Raw genomic sequence first — 20,503 nt, 5'->3', positions numbered from 1 at the left:
AATTTTGGTTACGTCTCATTCTATCCAATTAATTGAATAATACACTCACAGATTCTTCTTCGTATACACGAATGATTGCTTCTCCGATTAATGGAGCAACTGAAAGTTCATGTACTTTGTCGATTTTCTTCTCTTCCGGTAATACGATAGAGTTCGTTACAACTAACTCTTTAATATTTGAATTTTGAATACGCTCAATTGCTGGACCAGATAATACTGGGTGTGTACAGCAAGCATATACTTCAGAAGCGCCGTTCTCAACAAGAGCGTTTGCTGCTAATGTAATTGTACCAGCTGTATCAATGATGTCATCAATTAAAATCGCTGTTTTGCCTTCAATATTACCGATAATGTTCATTACCTCCGAAACGTTCGGGCGAGGACGACGCTTATCAATAATAGCGATTGGCGCTTTTAGACGATCTGCCATTTTTCTTGCACGAGTTACACCACCATGATCAGGAGACACGATTACGATATCTTTAAGACCTTTTGTTTCAAAGTAATCAGAAAGAATCGGTACACCCATTAAGTGGTCGATTGGGATATCAAAGAACCCTTGAATTTGTGGAGCATGTAAATCTAGAGTGATTACACGAGTTGCACCTGCTGTTTCAAGCAAGTTTGCTACAAGTTTCGATGTAATTGGTTCACGAGAACGCGCTTTACGGTCTTGACGCGCATAACCATAGTAAGGAATAACAATATTAATTGTTTTCGCAGATGCACGTTTTAATGCATCGATCATAATAAGTAATTCCATGATATGTTCGTTTACTGGGAAGCTTGTAGATTGAATAATGAATACATCGCAACCACGGATACTTTCTTCAATGTTAATTTGAACTTCTCCATCACTAAAACGATCAACAGAACATTTTCCTAGTCCTACTCCAATATGCTTTGCAATCTGCTCAGCAAGTTCCTTATTAGAGTTTAAAGAGAATACTTTCAAATTAGAATTTAGATATTGAGTCGACATCTAGATTAACCCTCCACATTATGATTTTTTCTTATTCAGCAATTGATCAACATAGTCTTCTTTGTTAACTTGACGTGCACGTGCTACCGATAATGCTTTTGATGGAACATTCTCTGTAATTGTAGAGCCTGCTGCCACATAAGCACCATCTTCAACTGTTACTGGAGCAACAAGGTTTGAATTACATCCAATAAATACCCCATTACCAATCACAGTTTTGAATTTATTCTTACCGTCATAGTTCACCGTAATTGAACCACAACCAAGATTCACGTCTTCTCCAACTTGTGCATCCCCGATATAACTCAAGTGTGAAGCTTTACTTCTATTACCAAAGACAGTCTTTTTGATTTCCACGAAGTTTCCAACGCGTACTTCATCTCCAATAACTGAATCTGGGCGAATATGTGCAAATGGACCAACCGATACTTCTGTACCAAGTTTACTATCATGTACAGTAGATTGACGAATTGTCGTACGATCTCCAATTTCACTATCACGAATTACTGTATGCGGTCCAATTTCACAATCAGAACCAATTACAGTGTTCCCCTCAATAATTGTTCCTGGATGAAGAACTGTATCACTACCGATAATTGCATCAGCAGAAATATAAGTGTTACTTGGATCAATAATTGTAACACCATTTACCATGTTCTTTCGGTTAATACGGTTTTTCATAATAATTTCCGCTTGCGATAGAGCGACTCTGTCGTTAACACCTAACGTTTCATCGAACTGCTCTGTTTGATAAGCTGATACGATATGACCTTCATTTTTTAAAATCTCAATAACATCTGGAAGGTAATATTCACCTTGTACGTTATCATTTGAAACTTTAGAAAGTGAAGCAAATAAAGCCTTATTATCAAAACAATACGTACCTGTATTGATTTCTTTAATAGCTAATTCTTTCTCATTTGCATCTTTATGCTCAACAATCTTTTCAACATGACCATTTTCATTACGAACAATACGGCCATATCCAGCAGGCTCTTCTATGTATGCTGTTAGCACCGTCGCCATTGCTCCTGCTTCTTTATGTTGCTGAAGTAATGCTTCCATCGTTTCAGCAGTTATTAGAGGCGTATCACCACAAATAACTAAAGTTGTTCCTTCTTCATTTGCAAGTACACTTGCAGCTTGATCTACAGCATGTGCTGTACCAAGTTGTTCTGCTTGTAATGCAAACTCACTTACGTTCCCTAGCTGTTCTTGTACCATTTCAGCACCATGTCCAACAACCGTTACAAGTTTCTGCAATCCTAATTGAGATACTTGATCGACTACGTGTTGTACCATAGGTTTTCCACATACAGGATGCAGCACTTTGTATAGCTTAGACTTCATACGTGTGCCTTTACCTGCAGCTAGAATCACTGCAAATCTGTTTGACATATAGACCCTCCATCGCAACCTATTTATCCATTAAAGATATTATCCTAAATCATCATATATTTCAAGAAACACATTTTAACTATTAAATTTTACCATAATTCTTATAAGATGTTTTACTCTTTAGTATCTTTTTTAAGAAATAAGCTATACTATTTAAAATGATTTTGAAAAAATTAGTAGTTTCTTCTTTTTATGTTAATGAATTATGAAATTTTCAAATATAAAGCCAAAAAAACAAACTCCTGTAAATGCTTACAGGAGTTTGCTACAAAATTATAAGGCTTTTCGTCAAAGCCCTTTTCATTCGAATTTTACGAAGCACCTGCTTCTTCAAACTCAACCTCTTCTAACTCGCCTAAACGATGATACTCTGTTAAAACCGCATCTTGAATTTTAGAGCGTGTACCAGAATTAATCGGATGTGCAATGTCACGGAACTCTCCATCTGGAGTACGTTTACTTGGCATTGCTACAAATAATCCATTATTACCATCAATTACACGAATATCATGAACAACAAATTCATGGTCCAAAGTAATAGAGGCAATTGCTCTCATGCGGCCTTCTGTGTTTACGCGGCGTAATCTTACGTCAGTCACTTCCATCTTGTGTTCACCACCCTTTTCTAAATAAGCGATATATTTGTATAAATTCCACAAATTTTCTATTTTCCCTTTAATTTTTTAAAAATTTTTAAGATAAAAATTTTTAATGTAGTTGAATATAGAGATTAGTGGAGGTTATCGCTTACAAAAGGTTACTTAACTAGGGCGATTACTTCAATTTCAACGGAAACATCTTTCGGTAATTTTGCTACTTGCACACAAGATCGAGCTGGTTTATGAGTAGAGAAATAAGAGCTATACACTTCATTCACAGCATTAAAATCATCCATGTCCTTTAAAAATACTGTTGTTTTTACGACTGTATCAAATGAAGCACCAGCTTCCTCTAATACCGCTTGTAAATTTTGAAATACTTGTTCTGTTTGTACTGTTACATCTCCTGTTACAAGCTCCCCATTTGCCGTCAATGGAATTTGTCCTGAGCTATAGAACATATTATTTACAATAATCCCTTGCGAGTAAGGTCCAATTGCTTGTGGTGCCTTGCTTGTTTGAACAACTTTCATACTTTTCACCCTTTTATTATTTATTTTACTCTTTAAAAATAGTGTACGAAAGGCAGTTTGTCCATCTATTTTATAATCTATAAATAAAATAAAAAAGATAGAGCTATCTAATCTGCTCTACCTTTTATTCAGCCTCTACAAGCCCTTCATCAAATGGTGCAAGAGAATAATTCCCTTTTTCCACTTGAATCGTTTTTTCTTTCACATCAACTTCCGATAGACGAATTAATGATACAAAATTATTAATTAGTCGTTCTTCAATATCTGTGGATTCTACTAATACACCAATACCAACAACATTAGCCTTGAACTCTTCTAACATACTCATCATACCTTGAATCGTTCCGCCAGCTTTCATGAAGTCATCAATAATTAAAACATTCGATCCTTCTGGAAGGCTGCGTTTTGCTAACGTCATTGTTTGAATTCGTTTAGAAGAACCCGACACATAGTTAATACTAACAGTCGGACCTTCTGTTACCTTATTATCTTTCCTTGCAATTACAACTGGTACATCTAAGTAATTTGCCACTGCATAAGCAAGTGGAATCCCTTTCGTTGCCACCGTCATAACTGCATCAATTGATTGCCTAGCAAAAACAGAAGCAAACAAACGACCTGCGCCATTAATATGGCGAGGATTACTCAATAAATCTGTCATGTACAAGTAACCGCCAGGCAAAATACGATCTGGATTTTCAAATAAGCCACAAAGCTCATCAATAATTAGATCTGCCTCTTCTTCACTTATATACGGTATATATTTCACTCCTCCTGCTGCTCCTGGTATCGTTTGCAATGTGCCGACCCCTTGTTGTTCAAACGTTTGCTTAATAATAACTAAATCTTCACTAATAGAAGACTTAGCCGATTGATACCTTTTAGCAAAAAAAGTGAGAGATACTAGCTGACGAGGGTTTTGTAGCAAGTAATAAGTCATATCGACTAATCTTGTACTTCTTCTAATTTTCATACTCTCACCTCAAATCACGAATATTCTAAACAAATCATAACGTATTATACGTCTTTATTCAAGCGTTTCTCGCTCTCCTAATAAACGTACCGCATAGACTTGTTCACAAAATCCTTTTAATCCGTTATAAATGCGATGCATTCGTGAATCATGGTGTACAAGTCCAAATACAGTTGGACCACTTCCACTCATCAATACAGCATCCGCTCCGAATCGCTTCATCTGTGATTTAATACGTGCAACTTCAGGATGCATTCCAAATGTTACATCTTCTAAAACGTTACCAACAGTATCACAAATCCCTTTATAATCCCCAGAATTTATGACATCAACCATTTTATCTACATTTGGATGTGTAACTCGATTTAACTTTAAATTTCCATACACATCAGCAGTAGATACACCTATATGTGGTTTCGCTAAAATAACCCAACAAGAAGGCGGAGTCTTTATATGCTCAATTTTCTCTCCTCTTCCAGTGGCAATTGCTGTGCCGCCGTATACACAGAACGATACATCTGATCCAATTTCTGCGCCAAGCTCTGCTAACTCATCAATTGTAAGCCCTAAATTCCATAATTTATTAAGACCACGTAATGTCGCTGCTGCATCACTACTTCCACCTGCTAATCCAGCTGCTACTGGAATCGTTTTTTCAATAGTAATAGATACACCTTTTTTTACATTGAACTTCTCTTTTAATAATTTCGCTGCCTGATAAGCTAAATTTCGTTGGTCGTCTGGGACATACCGATTATGGGATAAAATTTCAATACGGTCTTCTGCTAATTCCGTTAGTTCTAGACGATCTGCTAAATCAATGGTTGTCATAATCATTTTCACTTCATGATATCCGTCTTGTCTTTTTCCCAGTACATCTAACGACAGATTAATCTTTGCTGGTGCTTTCACTAGTAGCTTCAATCTATTCACCCACTCTATGTACTCAATCTTTTATCGTTTATTTTACCATAAATTTATAGTAAGACGATGACACTTCCCTAATTATAACGAAAAGCATTCAGAATGAAACTACTTATGTAAAATGATGGCACCTTTTCGAGTACAAAAAGCCGAGGAATGTCTCCTCGGCTACCGTAGCATAGAAAGTATCTTACAACTACTGGTTTCGTTTCATTAATTGCTGTTCTGCAATTTCTATAGCACGTTTCACCATGTTACCAGCATCTTTCGCACGAATTCCGCCCCATCCTTCTTTCTGAACAACATCATAAAAGCCAAGCTCTTTTGCTAGCTCTTCTTTAAATTGGTTTGACATGACACCTCTTCGTCTACTCAATGCAGAGTCCCTCCTTATTTTGCTACGGTACAGTTAGTATGCAAAATAATATAGCCTTTCATTTATGGGAATATATGTAATGTATACGGATTATAAAATGACCTCATTATGAGGGTCTCCATAAAATGTTAACTCTACTGTCTCTGTTAAAACATCTGCATAACTATAAGATACACGTTGCAACGCATCTTCTTGTTGATCCAATTGTACAACAAAAACGGAACGGTATGTTTCTGCTAGTACACCTGATTGCTCCACAGTTTTTCTTCTTCCACTATTTGCTTTTAACATAAGTCGCTGTCCAAGATGGTGATCTAATTCGCTTTTAATTTCATCTAAACGTTTTGACATATACTTCGCTACACCTCGCTGTAATTTAGATTGAACACTTAAAGCACGATATATCTATCCTAATTATTAACCGCGATTCACAGCTAATATCATCCTGCGTTTGAATAGATAGAAGAAATACTATATTGTAAAAGTATCATTATGTAGTCTGTACGTTCTTATCTCTTTTTATCCAAATTCATTTAAATCCTTCCATACAAAAAAGCAAGATACATATGTACCCTGCTTACTCTTCGTAATGTTGAAAAGGTAATCCCGTTCGTAAAATCCCTCTCGTTTCAATTCCACCTAGTCCCTTTTCACCAGTAATTGTATTACGTACGACATCCCATACATTGACTCTCTCCATAAATGAAGTAAAACTAATTTTACCAACTACATATACAGGATCTAGTGCATGAATATTAATTCTAGATGGTGAACTAGCGAAATTGGCCCCTGCACGAATTAGTGCCTCAAAGTGCGATTGACATGCCCCAGCAAAAATAACAAGTTGATCCAATGATGGATATTTTTTTCGCACTTCTCGAACAGCCTGTACAAAATGCCTTGAATGCCTATATGCCGCTAAATCCCCCTTCACTCCTTTCGATTTTGTATATGCATCATGCCCTGTAATAACGAGAATGTCTGGGCGAAAGTGATCTATTAAGTCTACTACTTTTTCATGCATCTCCGTTTCTTTACAATGAATACCTTGTACAGGAACGCCAATTTTGTTATATAAGTCTAAGCACTTGCGCAAATATAAAGGGTCTCCATCTATATGCAATACACGTCCCGGCATTTGAAAATAATTCACCTCACTTGTGTATCCACCAGTTGAAGTATGTTCATGCCTTTGTTTCATTAATACATAATCTTGTTGAAACAAACGATACGTGCGCTCCATTGTTTCTTTCTCACGCTTCACCCTTTTTTTATGTTCTCGTTGATCTATACTAATTAAATCTTCAAGTGGCGCATCCGCCACCAGTCTAATTTCCTCTCCAAACAATATAGCTATTTCGCCTTTTATTTCTATGATACGAAAAAGAATATCCCTCTTATGAGAATATCGTTCCACTAATTCTCCAACATGTAAAGCCATTCTCCTACCTCCAAACTCATTAGGCCATCTTACCTGTTTTTAAAATATGAATTTAGAGGGAGAAAGGTGACAAAAGGGACAGTTCAAGTTGAACTGTCCCTTTCATATTCTTATGATAATTTATGAAGAACTAATGCATTACTTAATGTTGCAAACTCTTCAATAGATAGCGTTTCGCCTCTTCGCTTTGGATCAATTCCCACTTCTGTTAAAATTCGATCCAATAACTCCTTATCTTTCGGGAAACCATTTAAATTATTTGATAAATTATTCATTAAAGTTTTACGGCGCTGTGCGAAACTCGCTCGTACTACTTCAAAGAAGAACGTTTCATCTGTCACCTCTACAACCGGTTTAGGACGCTTTAGAAGGCGAATAATTGCAGAATCAACATTTGGCTGTGGTACAAACACTGTACGCGGTACAGTCATAACTGTTTCAACTTCTGTATAATACTGAATGGCAATCGATAAAGAACCATACTCTTTCGTTCCAGGTTTAGCAGCTAAGCGATCTCCAACTTCTTTTTGCATCATAACAACAAATCCGCGAACTGGTAATTTTTCTTCAAGCAATTTAAATAAAATTGGCGTTGTAATATAGTATGGCAAGTTAGCTACTACCATTACATCTTGCCCTTCTTCAAATTGCTCATTAAATACTTCATGTACATCCGCTTTTAGTACGTCTTTATTAATAACTGTAACGTTACCATATGGCGCTAACGTCTCATCTAAAATTGGTAATAGTCTTTGATCAATTTCAAAAGCCACTACTTTTTTAGCACGCTTCGCTAATTGCTCTGTTAATGCACCGATACCTGGTCCAATTTCAATTGCACCACTTTCTGAACCAATTTCTGCATGATCGACAATACGATTTAATACATTTGTATCAATTAAAAAGTTTTGTCCTAAACTTTTTTTGAATGAAAATCCATACTTTTCAACAATGTCTTTTGTACGATTTGGCGTTGCGATATCCTTCATTTTTTTTCCTCCTGTATTACTTGCTTATAAGCTTCTCCAAATGATTCCTTTGAAACTTGAAACATCTGTAATCGTTTATGTAACTGTTTTGCATTTGTATAACCAATCTTTAATAGCTTACCCATTCTTTCTCTGCGGCTCTTTGCCATTTCTCCGCCCACTAAGCCTGCATCGACTAAATCACTCCAACTAATTTCACTTGTGTAAGCTTCCATTTCTTCATGTATATTCTCTAGAGCACGGCGAATCGACTCATTAGAAGCGTGTTCAATCCCAACACCCTTTTTCCTTTTAGCGAGCGCTTCTTCCTTCGGTAAAAAGGCATGCTTACAGCCAGGAACCTTATCAGAAATAATTTTTCGAATACGTTCTCCAGGATAATCCGGATCTGTGAAAATAATAACGCCCCTTTTTTGCTGCGCTAATTTAACTTGCTCAATAACATGATCACCGATTGCTGAACCGTTCGTTTCAATTGTATCCGCATCAACAGCACGCTTAATCGCAACTGTATCATCTTTACCTTCTACAACGATAATCTCTTTTATTTTCATGCTTGCCTCCACACTCGTTTCGTCTCTACTTAGTAAAACAAAAAAATGACGACTTTTCCATTATTATTTTCCCCATTCTTATATTTTAAAAAATAGAATAGAAAAATCTTTGTTCTCTGTCTTTATTGTAACACTTCATCATTCACATTTATTTTCTTCATCACTTCTACTAGTGTTTTTCAAAATAAAAAAGAACAGGTTTCCCCATTCTTTTTTATTCAACACCAAATAAAACTTTTGCATTTTTGGTTGTCATTTCTGCTACTTCCTCATAAGAAATTCCTTTTAAATTCGCAATTTCTTCTGCTACAAGCTTTACATAACTCGGTTCATTTCGTTTTCCTCGAAATGGATGTGGTGTTAAATATGGACAATCCGTCTCTATTAACAATTTCTCTAATGGAATCTCCGTGGCAACTTCTTTCGGTTTCTTAGCATTTTTAAATGTAACTGGGCCGCCTAACGAAATTAAAAAGTTCATATCAACACATCGCTCTGCTACTTCTACACTGCCGCTAAAACAATGCATAATGCCTCCCACTTCAGCTGCATTCTCTTCTTCTAGAATATCAACAATATCTTGAGTTGCATCGCGGTTATGTATAATAATCGGCAATTTCACTTTTTTAGCTAATGTAATTTGTTTACGGAATACTTCTTTCTGTATTTCTTTTGGAGACTTATCCCAGTGATAATCTAAACCCATTTCTCCAAGTGCAACGACTTTAGGATGAGAAGCAAGTTCTTCTAACCAAGCTAAATGTTCTTCTGTCATGTCAATTGCATCAACTGGATGCCATCCAACCGCAGCGTAAATAAAATCATAGGCTTCAGCTAATTCCATCGCCTTTTTTATCGTTACTTCATCAAAACCAACAACAACTGTATAAGTAACTCCCGCTTCTTTCATTCGGGCAATAACTTCTTGCAAATCTTCTTCGAATTGCTCTGCATTCAAATGTGAATGTGTATCAAACAACATAATACATAACTCCTTTTATATTGAAATCAAGTTTATTCTACAAAAATAAGTTCTTTAATAACTTAACGATAACAATACTACAATCTTAATGCAAAAATAGAGAGTGTAAAAAGAAAAAAGACGCTTCACACATGTTACACGTGAAACATCTCTTTTCTTGTCTTAATTACTTGATTTTTGTACCATTTGGTAGGTTTTGATCAATTGATGCTAATGACAATACGCCATTCTCTTCACCCGCTAAAATCATACCTTGCGATAATTCACCGCGTAATTTTACAGGTTTTAAGTTTGTTACACAAATAACCTTTTTACCTTTTAGGTCCTCTGGCGAATAGAATTTCGCAATTCCAGAAACAACTTGACGCTTTTCTGTGCCTAAGTCTAGTTGAATTTTTAACAACTTGTCTGCTTTTTTCACAGGTTCAGCAGATAGTACTTCAGCTACGCGTAATTCTACTTTAAAGAAATCATCAATTGTAATTTCTTCTGCCTTCGGTTCTTCTTCTTTTTTCTCTTCTACTTTAGGAGCAGAGCTTTTCATTTGTTCCTTAATGTACTCTACTTCCACTTCCATTTCTAAGCGAGGGAAAATTGGGTTTCCTTTTTCTACTTTTGTTCCAGCTGGAATACAGCCAATTGTAGATAGACTTTCCCAAGATTTATGAGCCTCATCAGTAAGGCCAAGCTGAGCGAACATCTTGCTTGGTGCTACTGTTAAGAATGGCATAAGCATAATACCTGTTTGACGAAGTACTTCTGCTAAATGAGCCATTACAGAAGCTAACTTTTCACGATCATTCTCATCTTTCGCTAATACCCATGGTTGTGTTTCATCAATATATTTGTTCGTACGACTAACCAATTGCCAAATAGATCCTAACGCTACAGAGAACTCCATATTCTCCATTGCCTCTTCTACTTTTTTCAATGTATCTTTTGCAAACGTTACTAACGTTTCATCAAATTCCGTTACATCCGCTTTAAATGCAGGGATTTCTCCATTAAAGTACTTATCAATCATAGCTACTGTACGATTTAATAAGTTACCTAAGTCATTTGCTAGATCGAAATTAATACGCTCCACAAATCCTTCTGGTGTGAATACACCGTCAGATCCGAATGGAACTTCACGAAGTAAGTAATAACGTAATGCATCTAATCCGTAACGATCGATCAATGTAACTGGATCTACTACGTTTCCTTTTGACTTACTCATCTTTCCATCCTTCATTAAAATCCAGCCATGAGCAAAGACTTTTTTCGGAAGAGGTAAATCTAATGCCATTAAAATGATTGGCCAATAAATTGTATGGAAACGAACGATTTCTTTTCCAACTAAATGCACATCTGCCGGCCAGAATTTCTTATACATCTCTTCATTTTCTGTTCCATAACCTAATGCTGTAATGTAGTTAGATAATGCGTCAACCCATACGTAAATAACGTGTTTCGGATTACCTGGAACACGAACTCCCCAGTCAAATGAAGTACGAGAAACTGCTAAATCTTCTAAGCCTGGTTTAATGAAGTTATTAATCATTTCATTCTTACGAGACTCTGGCTGAATGAAATGTGGATTATCTTCATAGAATTTTAATAGTCTGTCGACATATTTACCCATTCTAAAGAAATATGATTCTTCACGAACAAGTTCTACATCATGACCACTATCTGGACTTTTTCCTCCAACTACTTTGTCACCTTCCATAATTGGATCTACTAATTGATGCTCCGTATAGAATGTCTCATCTTGTACAGAATACCAACCTTCATATTCATCAAGATAAATATCACCTTGATCTACTAGTTGCTTAAAGATTTTTTCAACAACATCTTTATGACGATCTTCAGTTGTACGAATAAAATCATCATAAGAGATATCCATCTTCTCCCAAAGTTCTTTAATTCCTGCAACAATATTATCCACATATGCTTGTGGTGTAATATTTAATTGTTCTGCTTTTTTTTGGATTTTCTGTCCATGCTCATCAGTTCCTGTTAAATAATGAACATTGTATCCTTGCATACGCTTATATCGTGCCATTGCATCTCCTGCTACTGTCGTATAAGCATGTCCAATGTGTAATTTTCCACTTGGATAATAAATTGGGGTAGTAATATAAAAGGACTTATTTTCCTCTGTCATTGTTTTGGACCTCCCGAATAACCTCATATGTATTTATAAACAGTATATCAAAAACTCATATATAAAGTGAAACTTTAATCAGCGGGGTTTTTGTTCATCCCCACTGATTATTAGCCCACATCAATCGGGCTTTTACGAGCAGCCCGAATCTCACTTATCTTCTTTACCCCAACCTAATTTTGAATTTGGGTTCTTAATGCTCGATATCTTTATCATCTATTGCTCATATTCCAAAAAAATATACAATCTCCACTTAAAATTTGTTAATTTTTCAGAAAACAATGTAAATAATTGTGGAATTTCCTCTCAATCTATTATATATAAGAAATAAGAAATCTATAAATCTTTTTAAAAAATATAGAATTTAAGAATTGACGGAAATGTAAATGATTGGTATCATATGTCCATAGGGTATTTTGTCGAAAAATGACGAATCTAAAAATAGACTCGAAACTTATAAACTATTTATTTAGGAGGAAAAAAATTATGAAATCTACTGGTATTGTTCGTAAAGTTGATGAATTAGGTCGTGTAGTAATTCCAATCGAATTACGCCGTACTTTAGGTATTGCAGAAAAGGATGCTCTTGAAATCTATGTTGATGACGAAAAAATCATCTTAAAAAAATATAAACCAAACATGACTTGCCAAGTAACTGGTGAAGTATCTGACGGTAACCTTTCTTTAGCTGAAGGTAAAATCATCTTAAGCAAAGAAGGCGCTGAGCAAATCTTAAACGAACTTCAAGATTATATCGAAACAGCAAAATAAGCTTCTCAATTATGAGAAGCTTATTTTTTATCGACATGATAGATTTGATATACATCTCTTTTCGACAAATCTCGATCTTTAGCGACTGTTTTAATCGCTTCTTTTGAATTCATACTTTTTTCATTTATATAGTGTTCAATATGATCATATACTGAAAGAGATTCCCACCATTGTTCTTCTGGAGTAGGTTCTTCTGTTGAACCAGCTACTAAAATACAAAACTCACCACGTACTTCATTTTGCTTCGTCCACTCAATTGCTTCTTCGACTGTTCCTCGAATAAATTCCTCAAATTTTTTCGTTAACTCCCGACATAATACAATCTCTCTATTTCCCAACACTTCCTGCATCGAAATTAAAGTATCATCTAAACGATGAGGCGCTTCATAAAACATCATTGTAGTTTTTACATAACGAAGCTTTTCTAACTCCATCTTTCGTTCCTTTTTATTTCTCTGCAAGAAACCATAGAAATAAAACTGCTTTGTTTCAAGACCAGATGCAATTAATGCTGTAAGGGCTGCATTTGCTCCAGGAAGCGGAATTACATGATATTGCTCAGCTACTGCCTCAACAACAATATCGTAACCTGGATCAGAAATACACGGCATACCAGCGTCACTAACAAGTGCTACATTCTTTCCATCCTCTAATTTCTCTAATATTTTCTTCCCACTTACTTCTTTATTGTGCTCATGATAACTCGTGACAGGTGTTTCAATTTCAAAATAATTACAAAGTTTTTTCGTTTGTCTCGTATCTTCAGCAGCAATTAAATCAACTTCTTTTAAAATTCGTATTGCACGAAATGTCATATCTTCTAGATTTCCAATAGGAGTTGGTACTAAATATAAAACTCCCTTTTCATTTTGTTGAAAGCTTTTTTGTTGCCACATAGCGTTCTCCTTTTTGCATATATGCCTCTTTTTGTTTTCTCGTTAATTGCTTAAAATAATACTCCGCTTGCATAGCTGTACGCTTATCATCGTGGGTCTCTACATATTTTAAAACGACAGGACGCCTGACGCGTGTATACCTAGCTCCTTTGCCGCTATTATGAGTCTCAATTCGTTTTTCTATATGGTTTGTATATCCAGCATAATAACTTCCATCAGAGCACTCTACCACATAAAAAAAATGCTTATTCTTCTCCATATAAAATTGAACGTATCTCCTTTGTATATTCGTTATTGTCCTCATATACAACGAGGGGTGGTAAAATTTTCAAATCTGCATTTCCATCCTTAATTCCTTCAATTAACAATGTATTTGCTTCTTTTCCAATCTTAGGATAAACAAATCGCACACGCTTTGGTTCAATTTTATATTTACGCATTAATGTGACAATGTCGAGTAATCGTCCTGGACGATGTACAAACGCTACTTTCCCGCCTTGTTTTACTAACTGACTACTTGCAGATACAACATCTTCTAATGTACACATAATTTCATGACGAGCTATCGCTAAATGTTCATTCATATTTTTCTCTGAAGTTTGAGGCGTTTGAAAATATGGTGGATTACATGTAACAACATCATATTGATGACGCCCGAGTTTCTCTGGCATATCTTTCAAATCTCCATGTATGAGGTGAATTCTTTCTTCCAACCCATTGTATTGCACACTTCTTACTCCCATATCATATAAGCGTTCTTGAATTTCTACACCAGTAATCTTTCCTTTTGTTCTTGTACTTAATAGAAGGGGGACAACCGCGTTACCTGTACACAAATCAAGTAAATTTCCCTTTTGAATCGGTACCCATGCAAAATCTGCAAGTAAAACAGCATCTAAAGAAAAATTAAATACTGATGGGCTTTGTATAATCTTCATGTCTTGCGCTAATAAGTAATCTAAACGTTCATCTTCATATAAATTCATATACTGCTCCTTTTCTTACCCTTAACCTACCCTATTTCATGTATAAAAAATTACCTTTCCAATTATAATTGGAAAGGTAATTTCACTTTTTATTTAAGAATGACAGACAGAACAAACAATCTCCCTCTTTACGTACACTTCCATAATGAAGATTGCAAATATGAAAACCTTCTTGATACAGTCTCGCTAAATTGTCATAGCCTTCACCAATATCTGTTTTCGGCTTCACTTCTTTACGTTTTTGAGTTTTTTGTTTTTCTTTATTCTGCACTTCTTCAAAACGGTGTCGCAAATTGTTATTTTCCATTTTTATATGCTGGTTTTCTTCCAACAACTCTGCAAGATGCTGTTTTAACTCTCCCAACTGTTTGTATAAATGTCCAATTTGCTCTTCCATACTAGAAACCGATTCAAAAATATCTTTTTTCTCCACAAGCACCCACCTCATTAATCTGTGGTTTGACTCGAAACGACCCCTTTATTCACTAACTCATCTAACGTATATTCTACTATCCGTTCCTTGTCTACTAGTTCCACTTGAATTAATCTTTCTAAAATATTTAATCCGATAACACGGCCAGTACCATGCGGGGTTTGTATACGTTGATCTAAATCAGGAAGTTGTTCCTTTGCTGCCTCATATTCATCATTCTCATATTTTAAGCAACACATTAAGCGACCACATAAACCAGAGATTTTTGCAGGATTTAATGATAAATTTTGATCCTTTGCCATTTTAATGGATACAGGTTCAAAATCTCCTAAAAAAGTAGAACAACAAAGCATACGACCACATGGACCAATACCACCTAGCATCTTCGCTTCATCACGAACACCAATTTGTCTTAGTTCAATTCTTGTTCTAAAAATTGCCGCTAAGTCCTTCACTAGTTCGCGGAAATCGATCCGACCATCCGCAGTAAAATAGAAAATAATCTTATTACGATCGAATGTATACTCTACATCTACAAGTTTCATATCAAGATTATGCTCTACTACCTTTTGCTGACAGACTTGATATGCTTCTTTTGCAGCATGTTTGTTCTCTTCAACAATGGTACGATCATTTTCATTTGCAATACGAATAACCTTTTTTAGCGGTAATACAACGTCGTTTTCATCAACTTGCTTTTTGGTAATAACTACTTTTCCATATTCAATACCTCTTACCGTTTCTACAATGACAAACTCATTTTCAGAGATATCGAACTGATTTGGATCAAAGTAATATACCTTTCCGGCCTTCTTAAAGCGAACACCTACTACATCATACAAAACGGTCATCCCTCCTGCAACCGCAACACTAACTGTTCGAACACAAGCTGCGCATTTACATTAGCGTTGATTCTATTTTTTGCCTCTAATATATTAAAGAGAGCTGATACAATGCGCTTCTGAGCATAGGAAAATGATTCAAACATCTCTTTCTGCTCATGAAAAACAAGACGATCTTCTTCTCCAAGTTGAACATATAGTAAATCCTTATAAATAAGGAGTAACATATCTAAACCTTGCTGTAATTGTTCTTTCTCTCCAAAGTGTTTTCCCCATTTTTCTTGTACAAAAAAAATAGAGGTTTTATCTTTTTCGAGCGCTTCACATAATTTTATCACTAAAGCTCGTGCTTGTGCAAACCATTCATCACTACATAAAGCTAAAGCTTCATCAAAACTATTTGTGAGTTGAGCAGCAAGTGTCGATAAAGATGCTGTAATACCTTCTTCCTGTAATCTTCTAATTAAAGATTCCGTAGGTAACGGTCTAAACGTAACAACTTGGCAGCGAGATAAAATCGTATTTAAAATTTGATGACTTTGTTCAGTAAGTAAAATAGCGGTTGTATCACTACTTGGTTCTTCTAAAAATTTCAAAAGTGTATTTGCCGCATTTGCTGTCATACGATCTGCGTGCTCAATAATATATAATTTTTTATTTGCCTCTAATCCTGTTTTTGAAAACTCTCCTTGTAAATCATGAATTTGCTGCTTCTTAATAGATAATCCGTCTGGTTTTACAATATGTAAGTTAGGGTGGTTACCTGAATCAATTCGCTTACAATTTGTGCATACATGACAGGGCTCTACTCCATTCCGCTGAGAACAGAGGAAACTCTTTGCCATTTGAATTGCTGTCGCAAACTTTCCCGTACCTTTCCCTCCCTCTAACAAGTAAGCGTGGGATATACGCTCTTTTGCAATGCTATTCATCAACATTTTTACACCGATGGGTTGTATAGCAGAAAGCTGCTCCCACGTCTTCATCATAATGCATACCTCACTTATTTCATTCTTTCCTTCTATTATAACAATTTATCTTCTATAATCTGAACAACTTCTTCTATAAGTTTTTCCATCGGCTGATCAGCATTTACCAATACAATACGATCCGAGAAACGTTCTACAACTTGTAAATACCCCTCGCGTACACGTTTATGGAAAGAGATATCTTCCATATCTAGTCGATTTACTTCACGTCCTGCATCTTTTTCAATCCGAGCCAAACCAACCTCAGGCTCAATGTCTAGATAAATTGTTAAACTAGGCATACAGTCCTCTGTTGCGAAACGATTTATTTCAAATACCTTATCCATACCCAATCCTCTTGCATAGCCTTGATATGCTAAAGAGCTATCTATAAAACGATCACATAACACGAGATAGTTCTCATTAAGTGCTGGCATAACTTTTTCTACTAAATGTTGTCTGCGCGCAGCAGCATAAAGAAGCGCTTCTGTACGTGCTTCCATCATCGTATATTCTTGTTTATGTAAAATCGTCCTAATATCCTCAGAAATTGCAATACCACCTGGTTCCCTTGTCGCCATTACCTTTTGTGCTCTTTGTTCAAAATATGGCAATAAGCTTTTAATTAACGTTGTTTTACCTGAACCTTCTGGGCCCTCAATTGTTACAAATAATCCCTTCATCCTAAAACCTACTTTCTATATCATACACTTTCATATATTTCGTATTACCTTGAAAACGAGCTCCTGCTCTCTCTAAATACATAATTTGCTCTTTATGCTCTGAAGTAATTCTCTCTCCATACATAACCAATGGAATTCCAGGTGGATACGGAATTACCATTTCCGCCGCTATCATTCCAACAGCCTCTTCTATAGATACTACCTTTGTTCCATATCCTTCTAGTTGTTTATACGTATACGGCAAAGGAGAGAATTCATCTTTATAAGTATAACGAATAGATTCCCTCTTGTCTTTCACGTCATAATGTTGCAATGCTACTCGAATCATCTCTATAACCTTCATATACCCCTCATTTACTTGCAGGGGTAAAATAAATAGGACATTGTACGGATCAGCCATCTCTGTATATATACCGACCTTTTCAAATACGGACTGTAATTCGTACCCTGATAACTGACAACGAGTTTGTACGGTAACCTTTAACTCGTCTTGCAACGGATATTCTAAAATGGCGATTTGGGGAATAGAACGTAACCGTTCCTTAAATCTCCGTAAAAACTCAACAATTTCACCATGTCCTTCTTCTTTTATACGCGCCATTGTAAAGCGTGCTATATCCAAGGAAGCCATAATTGGATACGATGGACTACTAGATTGTAGCATACTTAAATAAGTAGTAACCTTCTCTTCGTCTACTAAGTGACTATTTATATGTAAATAGGAACCCATTGTCATTGCGGGTAATGTTTTATGTGCAGAATGAACTACAATATCTGCACCATATGTTAACGCTGATTTCGGGAATGGTTCTCCCAAACAAAGATGTGCCCCATGTGCCTCATCTACCAAAACAGGTATTTTATGTGCATGTGCAAAAGCGATGCTTGCCTCTAAATCCATCCCCATACCATAATAATTAGGATGCGTTAAAATGAGTGCTTTCGCATTTGGATATTTTCCAATTGCTTTCTTAATAATTTCATTACGAACTCCCACTGGTACGTTATAAACTTCATCAATCCATGGATCTAAAAAAATGGGATTTGCTCCCGCTAGTTTTAAACCATTAATAATTGATTTATGACAATTTCTTTGTACAAGAACAATATCATGTTCCCTGCAACAAGACAAAATCATTGCTAAGTTCCCGACTGTTGAACCATTAATTAAAAAATAACTTCTCTTTGTATCATACACTTCAGTCAATAATTGTTGTGCCTCATCTATACATTCAAACGGACTATGCAAATCATCTAGTCCTGCTAACTCAGTTACATCAATAGATAGAATATCTTTAAACTCTCTTATTGCCTTCTGTGGGAAGTTTAAACCATTCTTATGACCTGGAACATGAAAGGATAACGGCCCTCTTTCTTTAAACTCTATTAACGCCTCATATAAAGGCATATGATTTTGATTCATCTACATCTCTTCCTTATTATTCATTCTCTATCTATTATACAGAACAAAAAAAATAATAGGCATATGCCTATTTAAAAATATGATACTTCTAATTTTCGAAGTTGCTTTAAATAATATATATATTTCGGATCACCTGTCTCTGTATTCACCATATCCTTTTCACATTCATAACATATTAAATTATTATAAACATATATACCTTCTTTTCTTTTTGTCTCACAAACAATACAAACTTCACTTTGTAATTTCATAACCTTCCCTCCCTATTTAAGTGAACTTATTTTATACTTCTAATCCTTAACAATTTCCAGAAAAATATACACCCATCTCTTATATAATATGATTAACCCTTGGGCAACGTGTTTGTATTACCATTACTTCTTTCCCATTCTTTTTAACAATACAAAAAAACACGAGTCAAATGACTCGTGTTTTAGTTGCTTGGCGACGTCCTACTCTCACAGGGACAAGGTCCCAACTACCATCGGCGCTAGAGAGCTTAACTTCCGTGTTCGGTATGGGAACGGGTGTGACCTCTCTGCCATCATCACCAAACTATGAAGGCATATTCCTTCAAAACTAGATAACATTTGCTACATATTATATGGTTAAGTCCTCGATCTATTAGTATTCGTCAGCTCCACATGTCACCATGCTTCCACCTCGAACCTATCAACCTGATCATCTTTCAGGGATCTTACTAGCTTACGCTATGGGAAATCTCATCTTGAGGGGGGCTTCATGCTTAGATGCTTTCAGCACTTATCCCTTCCGCACATAGCTACCCAGCTATGCCCTTGGCAGAACAACTGGTACACCAGCGGTGCGTCCATCCCGGTCCTCTCGTACTAAGGACAGCTCCTCTCAAATTTCCTACGCCCACGACGGATAGGGACCGAACTGTCTCACGACGTTCTGAACCCAGCTCGCGTACCGCTTTAATGGGCGAACAGCCCAACCCTTGGGACCGACTACAGCCCCAGGATGCGATGAGCCGACATCGAGGTGCCAAACCTCCCCGTCGATGTGGACTCTTGGGGGAGATAAGCCTGTTATCCCCGGGGTAGCTTTTATCCGTTGAGCGATGGCCCTTCCATGCGGAACCACCGGATCACTAAGCCCGACTTTCGTCCCTGCTCGACTTGTAGGTCTCGCAGTCAAGCTCCCTTATGCCTTTGCACTCTACGAATGATTTCCAACCATTCTGAGGGAACCTTTGGGCGCCTCCGTTACACTTTAGGAGGCGACCGCCCCAGTCAAACTGCCCACCTGACACTGTCTCCCGGGTCGATAAGACCCGTAGGTTAGAATTTCAATACAGTCAGGGCGGTATCCCACCAGCGCCTCCACCGAAGCTAGCGCTCCGGTTTCAATGGCTCCCGCCTATCCTGTACAAACTGTACCAAAATTCAATATCAGGCTACAGTAAAGCTCCACGGGGTCTTTCCGTCCTGTCGCGGGTAACCTGCATCTTCACAGGTACTATAATTTCACCGAGTCTCTGGTTGAGACAGTGCCCAAATCGTTACACCTTTCGTGCGGGTCGGAACTTACCCGACAAGGAATTTCGCTACCTTAGGACCGTTATAGTTACGGCCGCC

General features: G+C 36.5%; 23 protein-coding genes and 2 rRNA genes (1 of these 25 only partly in view). 1 reads left to right on the top strand and 24 read right to left on the bottom strand.

From position 1 onward, the window contains the following. Positions 1–28 precede the first annotated feature (28 nt). The 13 genes from MHI26_RS00285 to metG all read right to left on the bottom strand — a co-directional run bounded on the left by MHI26_RS00285 (position 29) and on the right by metG (position 11,900). The gene (locus MHI26_RS00285; RefSeq protein ID WP_000107420.1) at positions 29–982 is read right to left on the bottom strand and encodes a ribose-phosphate diphosphokinase; all 954 of its coding nucleotides are present in this window, start codon (positions 980–982) and stop codon (positions 29–31) included. Between the two features lie 18 nt (positions 983–1,000). Next, on the bottom strand, positions 1,001–2,380 hold the full coding sequence (gene glmU, locus MHI26_RS00280; RefSeq protein ID WP_000071039.1) for a bifunctional UDP-N-acetylglucosamine diphosphorylase/glucosamine-1-phosphate N-acetyltransferase GlmU: 1,380 nt from the start codon (positions 2,378–2,380) through the stop codon (positions 1,001–1,003). 311 nt (positions 2,381–2,691) lie between these two features. Beyond that, positions 2,692–2,985 (bottom strand): septation regulator SpoVG, encoded by a 294-nt coding sequence (spoVG, locus tag MHI26_RS00275; protein ID WP_000454041.1) that lies wholly within the window; start codon positions 2,983–2,985, stop codon positions 2,692–2,694. Positions 2,986–3,137: 152 nt separating this feature from the next. Further along, a complete protein-coding gene (locus MHI26_RS00270) occupies positions 3,138–3,512 on the bottom strand; it encodes a RidA family protein (RefSeq protein ID WP_000869815.1) in 375 nt (124 codons plus the stop codon). A 124-nt stretch (positions 3,513–3,636) separates the two neighbouring features. Further along, positions 3,637–4,485 carry a pur operon repressor gene (gene purR, locus MHI26_RS00265; RefSeq protein WP_061666991.1) on the bottom strand — a complete coding sequence of 283 codons (849 nt, stop codon included), beginning with the start codon at positions 4,483–4,485 and terminating at the stop codon, positions 3,637–3,639. 54 nt (positions 4,486–4,539) lie between these two features. After that, on the bottom strand, positions 4,540–5,409 hold the full coding sequence (gene ispE / locus MHI26_RS00260) for a 4-(cytidine 5'-diphospho)-2-C-methyl-D-erythritol kinase (protein WP_000772104.1): 870 nt from the start codon (positions 5,407–5,409) through the stop codon (positions 4,540–4,542). Positions 5,410–5,605: 196 nt separating this feature from the next. Beyond that, complete coding sequence (gene sspF / locus MHI26_RS00255; protein WP_002094215.1) at positions 5,606–5,785, bottom strand: acid-soluble spore protein SspF; 180 nt, start codon at positions 5,783–5,785, stop codon at positions 5,606–5,608. A gap of 90 nt (positions 5,786–5,875) precedes the next feature. Continuing rightward, positions 5,876–6,136: a biofilm formation stimulator Veg gene (gene veg / locus MHI26_RS00250; protein WP_000044347.1), complete on the bottom strand. Its 261-nt coding sequence runs from the start codon at positions 6,134–6,136 to the stop codon at positions 5,876–5,878. A 226-nt stretch (positions 6,137–6,362) separates the two neighbouring features. Next, a complete protein-coding gene (gene yabG / locus MHI26_RS00245) occupies positions 6,363–7,226 on the bottom strand; it encodes a sporulation peptidase YabG (protein ID WP_001173734.1) in 864 nt (287 codons plus the stop codon). 110 nt (positions 7,227–7,336) lie between these two features. Beyond that, positions 7,337–8,215, bottom strand: coding sequence for a 16S rRNA (adenine(1518)-N(6)/adenine(1519)-N(6))-dimethyltransferase RsmA (gene rsmA / locus MHI26_RS00240; protein WP_000651548.1), 879 nt, complete (start codon positions 8,213–8,215; stop codon positions 7,337–7,339). Next, complete coding sequence (rnmV, locus tag MHI26_RS00235; RefSeq protein WP_000692837.1) at positions 8,212–8,769, bottom strand: ribonuclease M5; 558 nt, start codon at positions 8,767–8,769, stop codon at positions 8,212–8,214. The genes rsmA and rnmV overlap by 4 nt, the downstream gene beginning before the upstream one ends. Before the next feature lie 214 nt (positions 8,770–8,983). Further along, positions 8,984–9,751, bottom strand: a complete 768-nt coding sequence (locus MHI26_RS00230) for a TatD family hydrolase (protein WP_061666990.1) — start codon at positions 9,749–9,751, stop codon at positions 8,984–8,986. Between the two features lie 166 nt (positions 9,752–9,917). After that, positions 9,918–11,900, bottom strand: a complete 1,983-nt coding sequence (gene metG, locus MHI26_RS00225; protein WP_061666989.1) for a methionine--tRNA ligase — start codon at positions 11,898–11,900, stop codon at positions 9,918–9,920. A gap of 486 nt (positions 11,901–12,386) precedes the next feature. Here metG and MHI26_RS00220 point away from each other — a divergent pair, with 486 nt between their 5' ends. Beyond that, positions 12,387–12,671, top strand: coding sequence for an AbrB/MazE/SpoVT family DNA-binding domain-containing protein (locus MHI26_RS00220; protein WP_000843036.1), 285 nt, complete (start codon positions 12,387–12,389; stop codon positions 12,669–12,671). 20 nt (positions 12,672–12,691) lie between these two features. Here the strand turns inward: MHI26_RS00220 and rsmI are convergent, their stop codons facing one another. The 11 genes from rsmI to MHI26_RS00165 form a co-directional block, all read right to left on the bottom strand. Further along, positions 12,692–13,567 carry a 16S rRNA (cytidine(1402)-2'-O)-methyltransferase gene (rsmI, locus tag MHI26_RS00215; RefSeq protein ID WP_061666988.1) on the bottom strand — a complete coding sequence of 292 codons (876 nt, stop codon included), beginning with the start codon at positions 13,565–13,567 and terminating at the stop codon, positions 12,692–12,694. Further along, positions 13,536–13,826, bottom strand: a complete 291-nt coding sequence (locus tag MHI26_RS00210; RefSeq protein ID WP_061666987.1) for a GIY-YIG nuclease family protein — start codon at positions 13,824–13,826, stop codon at positions 13,536–13,538. The genes rsmI and MHI26_RS00210 overlap by 32 nt, the downstream gene beginning before the upstream one ends. Further along, positions 13,813–14,553, bottom strand: coding sequence for a tRNA1(Val) (adenine(37)-N6)-methyltransferase (locus MHI26_RS00205; RefSeq protein WP_001055354.1), 741 nt, complete (start codon positions 14,551–14,553; stop codon positions 13,813–13,815). The genes MHI26_RS00210 and MHI26_RS00205 overlap by 14 nt, the downstream gene beginning before the upstream one ends. A gap of 82 nt (positions 14,554–14,635) precedes the next feature. Further along, a complete protein-coding gene (gene yabA, locus MHI26_RS00200) occupies positions 14,636–14,986 on the bottom strand; it encodes a DNA replication initiation control protein YabA (protein ID WP_000412063.1) in 351 nt (116 codons plus the stop codon). 14 nt (positions 14,987–15,000) lie between these two features. Next, positions 15,001–15,828 (bottom strand): PSP1 domain-containing protein, encoded by an 828-nt coding sequence (locus tag MHI26_RS00195; RefSeq protein ID WP_000272429.1) that lies wholly within the window; start codon positions 15,826–15,828, stop codon positions 15,001–15,003. Positions 15,829–15,833: 5 nt separating this feature from the next. Beyond that, positions 15,834–16,817, bottom strand: coding sequence for a DNA polymerase III subunit delta' (gene holB, locus MHI26_RS00190; RefSeq protein ID WP_000978586.1), 984 nt, complete (start codon positions 16,815–16,817; stop codon positions 15,834–15,836). A 35-nt stretch (positions 16,818–16,852) separates the two neighbouring features. After that, the gene (tmk, locus tag MHI26_RS00185) at positions 16,853–17,479 is read right to left on the bottom strand and encodes a dTMP kinase (protein WP_000677227.1); all 627 of its coding nucleotides are present in this window, start codon (positions 17,477–17,479) and stop codon (positions 16,853–16,855) included. A 1-nt stretch (position 17,480) separates the two neighbouring features. Continuing rightward, complete coding sequence (locus tag MHI26_RS00180) at positions 17,481–18,902, bottom strand: aminotransferase class I/II-fold pyridoxal phosphate-dependent enzyme (RefSeq protein WP_001073006.1); 1,422 nt, start codon at positions 18,900–18,902, stop codon at positions 17,481–17,483. Positions 18,903–18,973: 71 nt separating this feature from the next. Continuing rightward, positions 18,974–19,153, bottom strand: a complete 180-nt coding sequence (locus tag MHI26_RS00175) for a sigma factor G inhibitor Gin (RefSeq protein ID WP_000776280.1) — start codon at positions 19,151–19,153, stop codon at positions 18,974–18,976. A gap of 188 nt (positions 19,154–19,341) precedes the next feature. Further along, a 5S ribosomal RNA gene (rrf, locus tag MHI26_RS00170) occupies positions 19,342–19,457 on the bottom strand. 49 nt (positions 19,458–19,506) lie between these two features. Continuing rightward, positions 19,507–20,503, bottom strand: a 23S ribosomal RNA gene (locus MHI26_RS00165) (it continues 1,925 nt past the right edge of the window).

The sequence above is a fragment of the Bacillus sp. FSL K6-1218 genome (assembly GCF_038006445.1).
GTDB lineage: Bacteria > Bacillota > Bacilli > Bacillales > Bacillaceae_G > Bacillus_A > Bacillus_A thuringiensis_S.
This window is presented reverse-complemented; position numbering and strand designations above follow the sequence as displayed.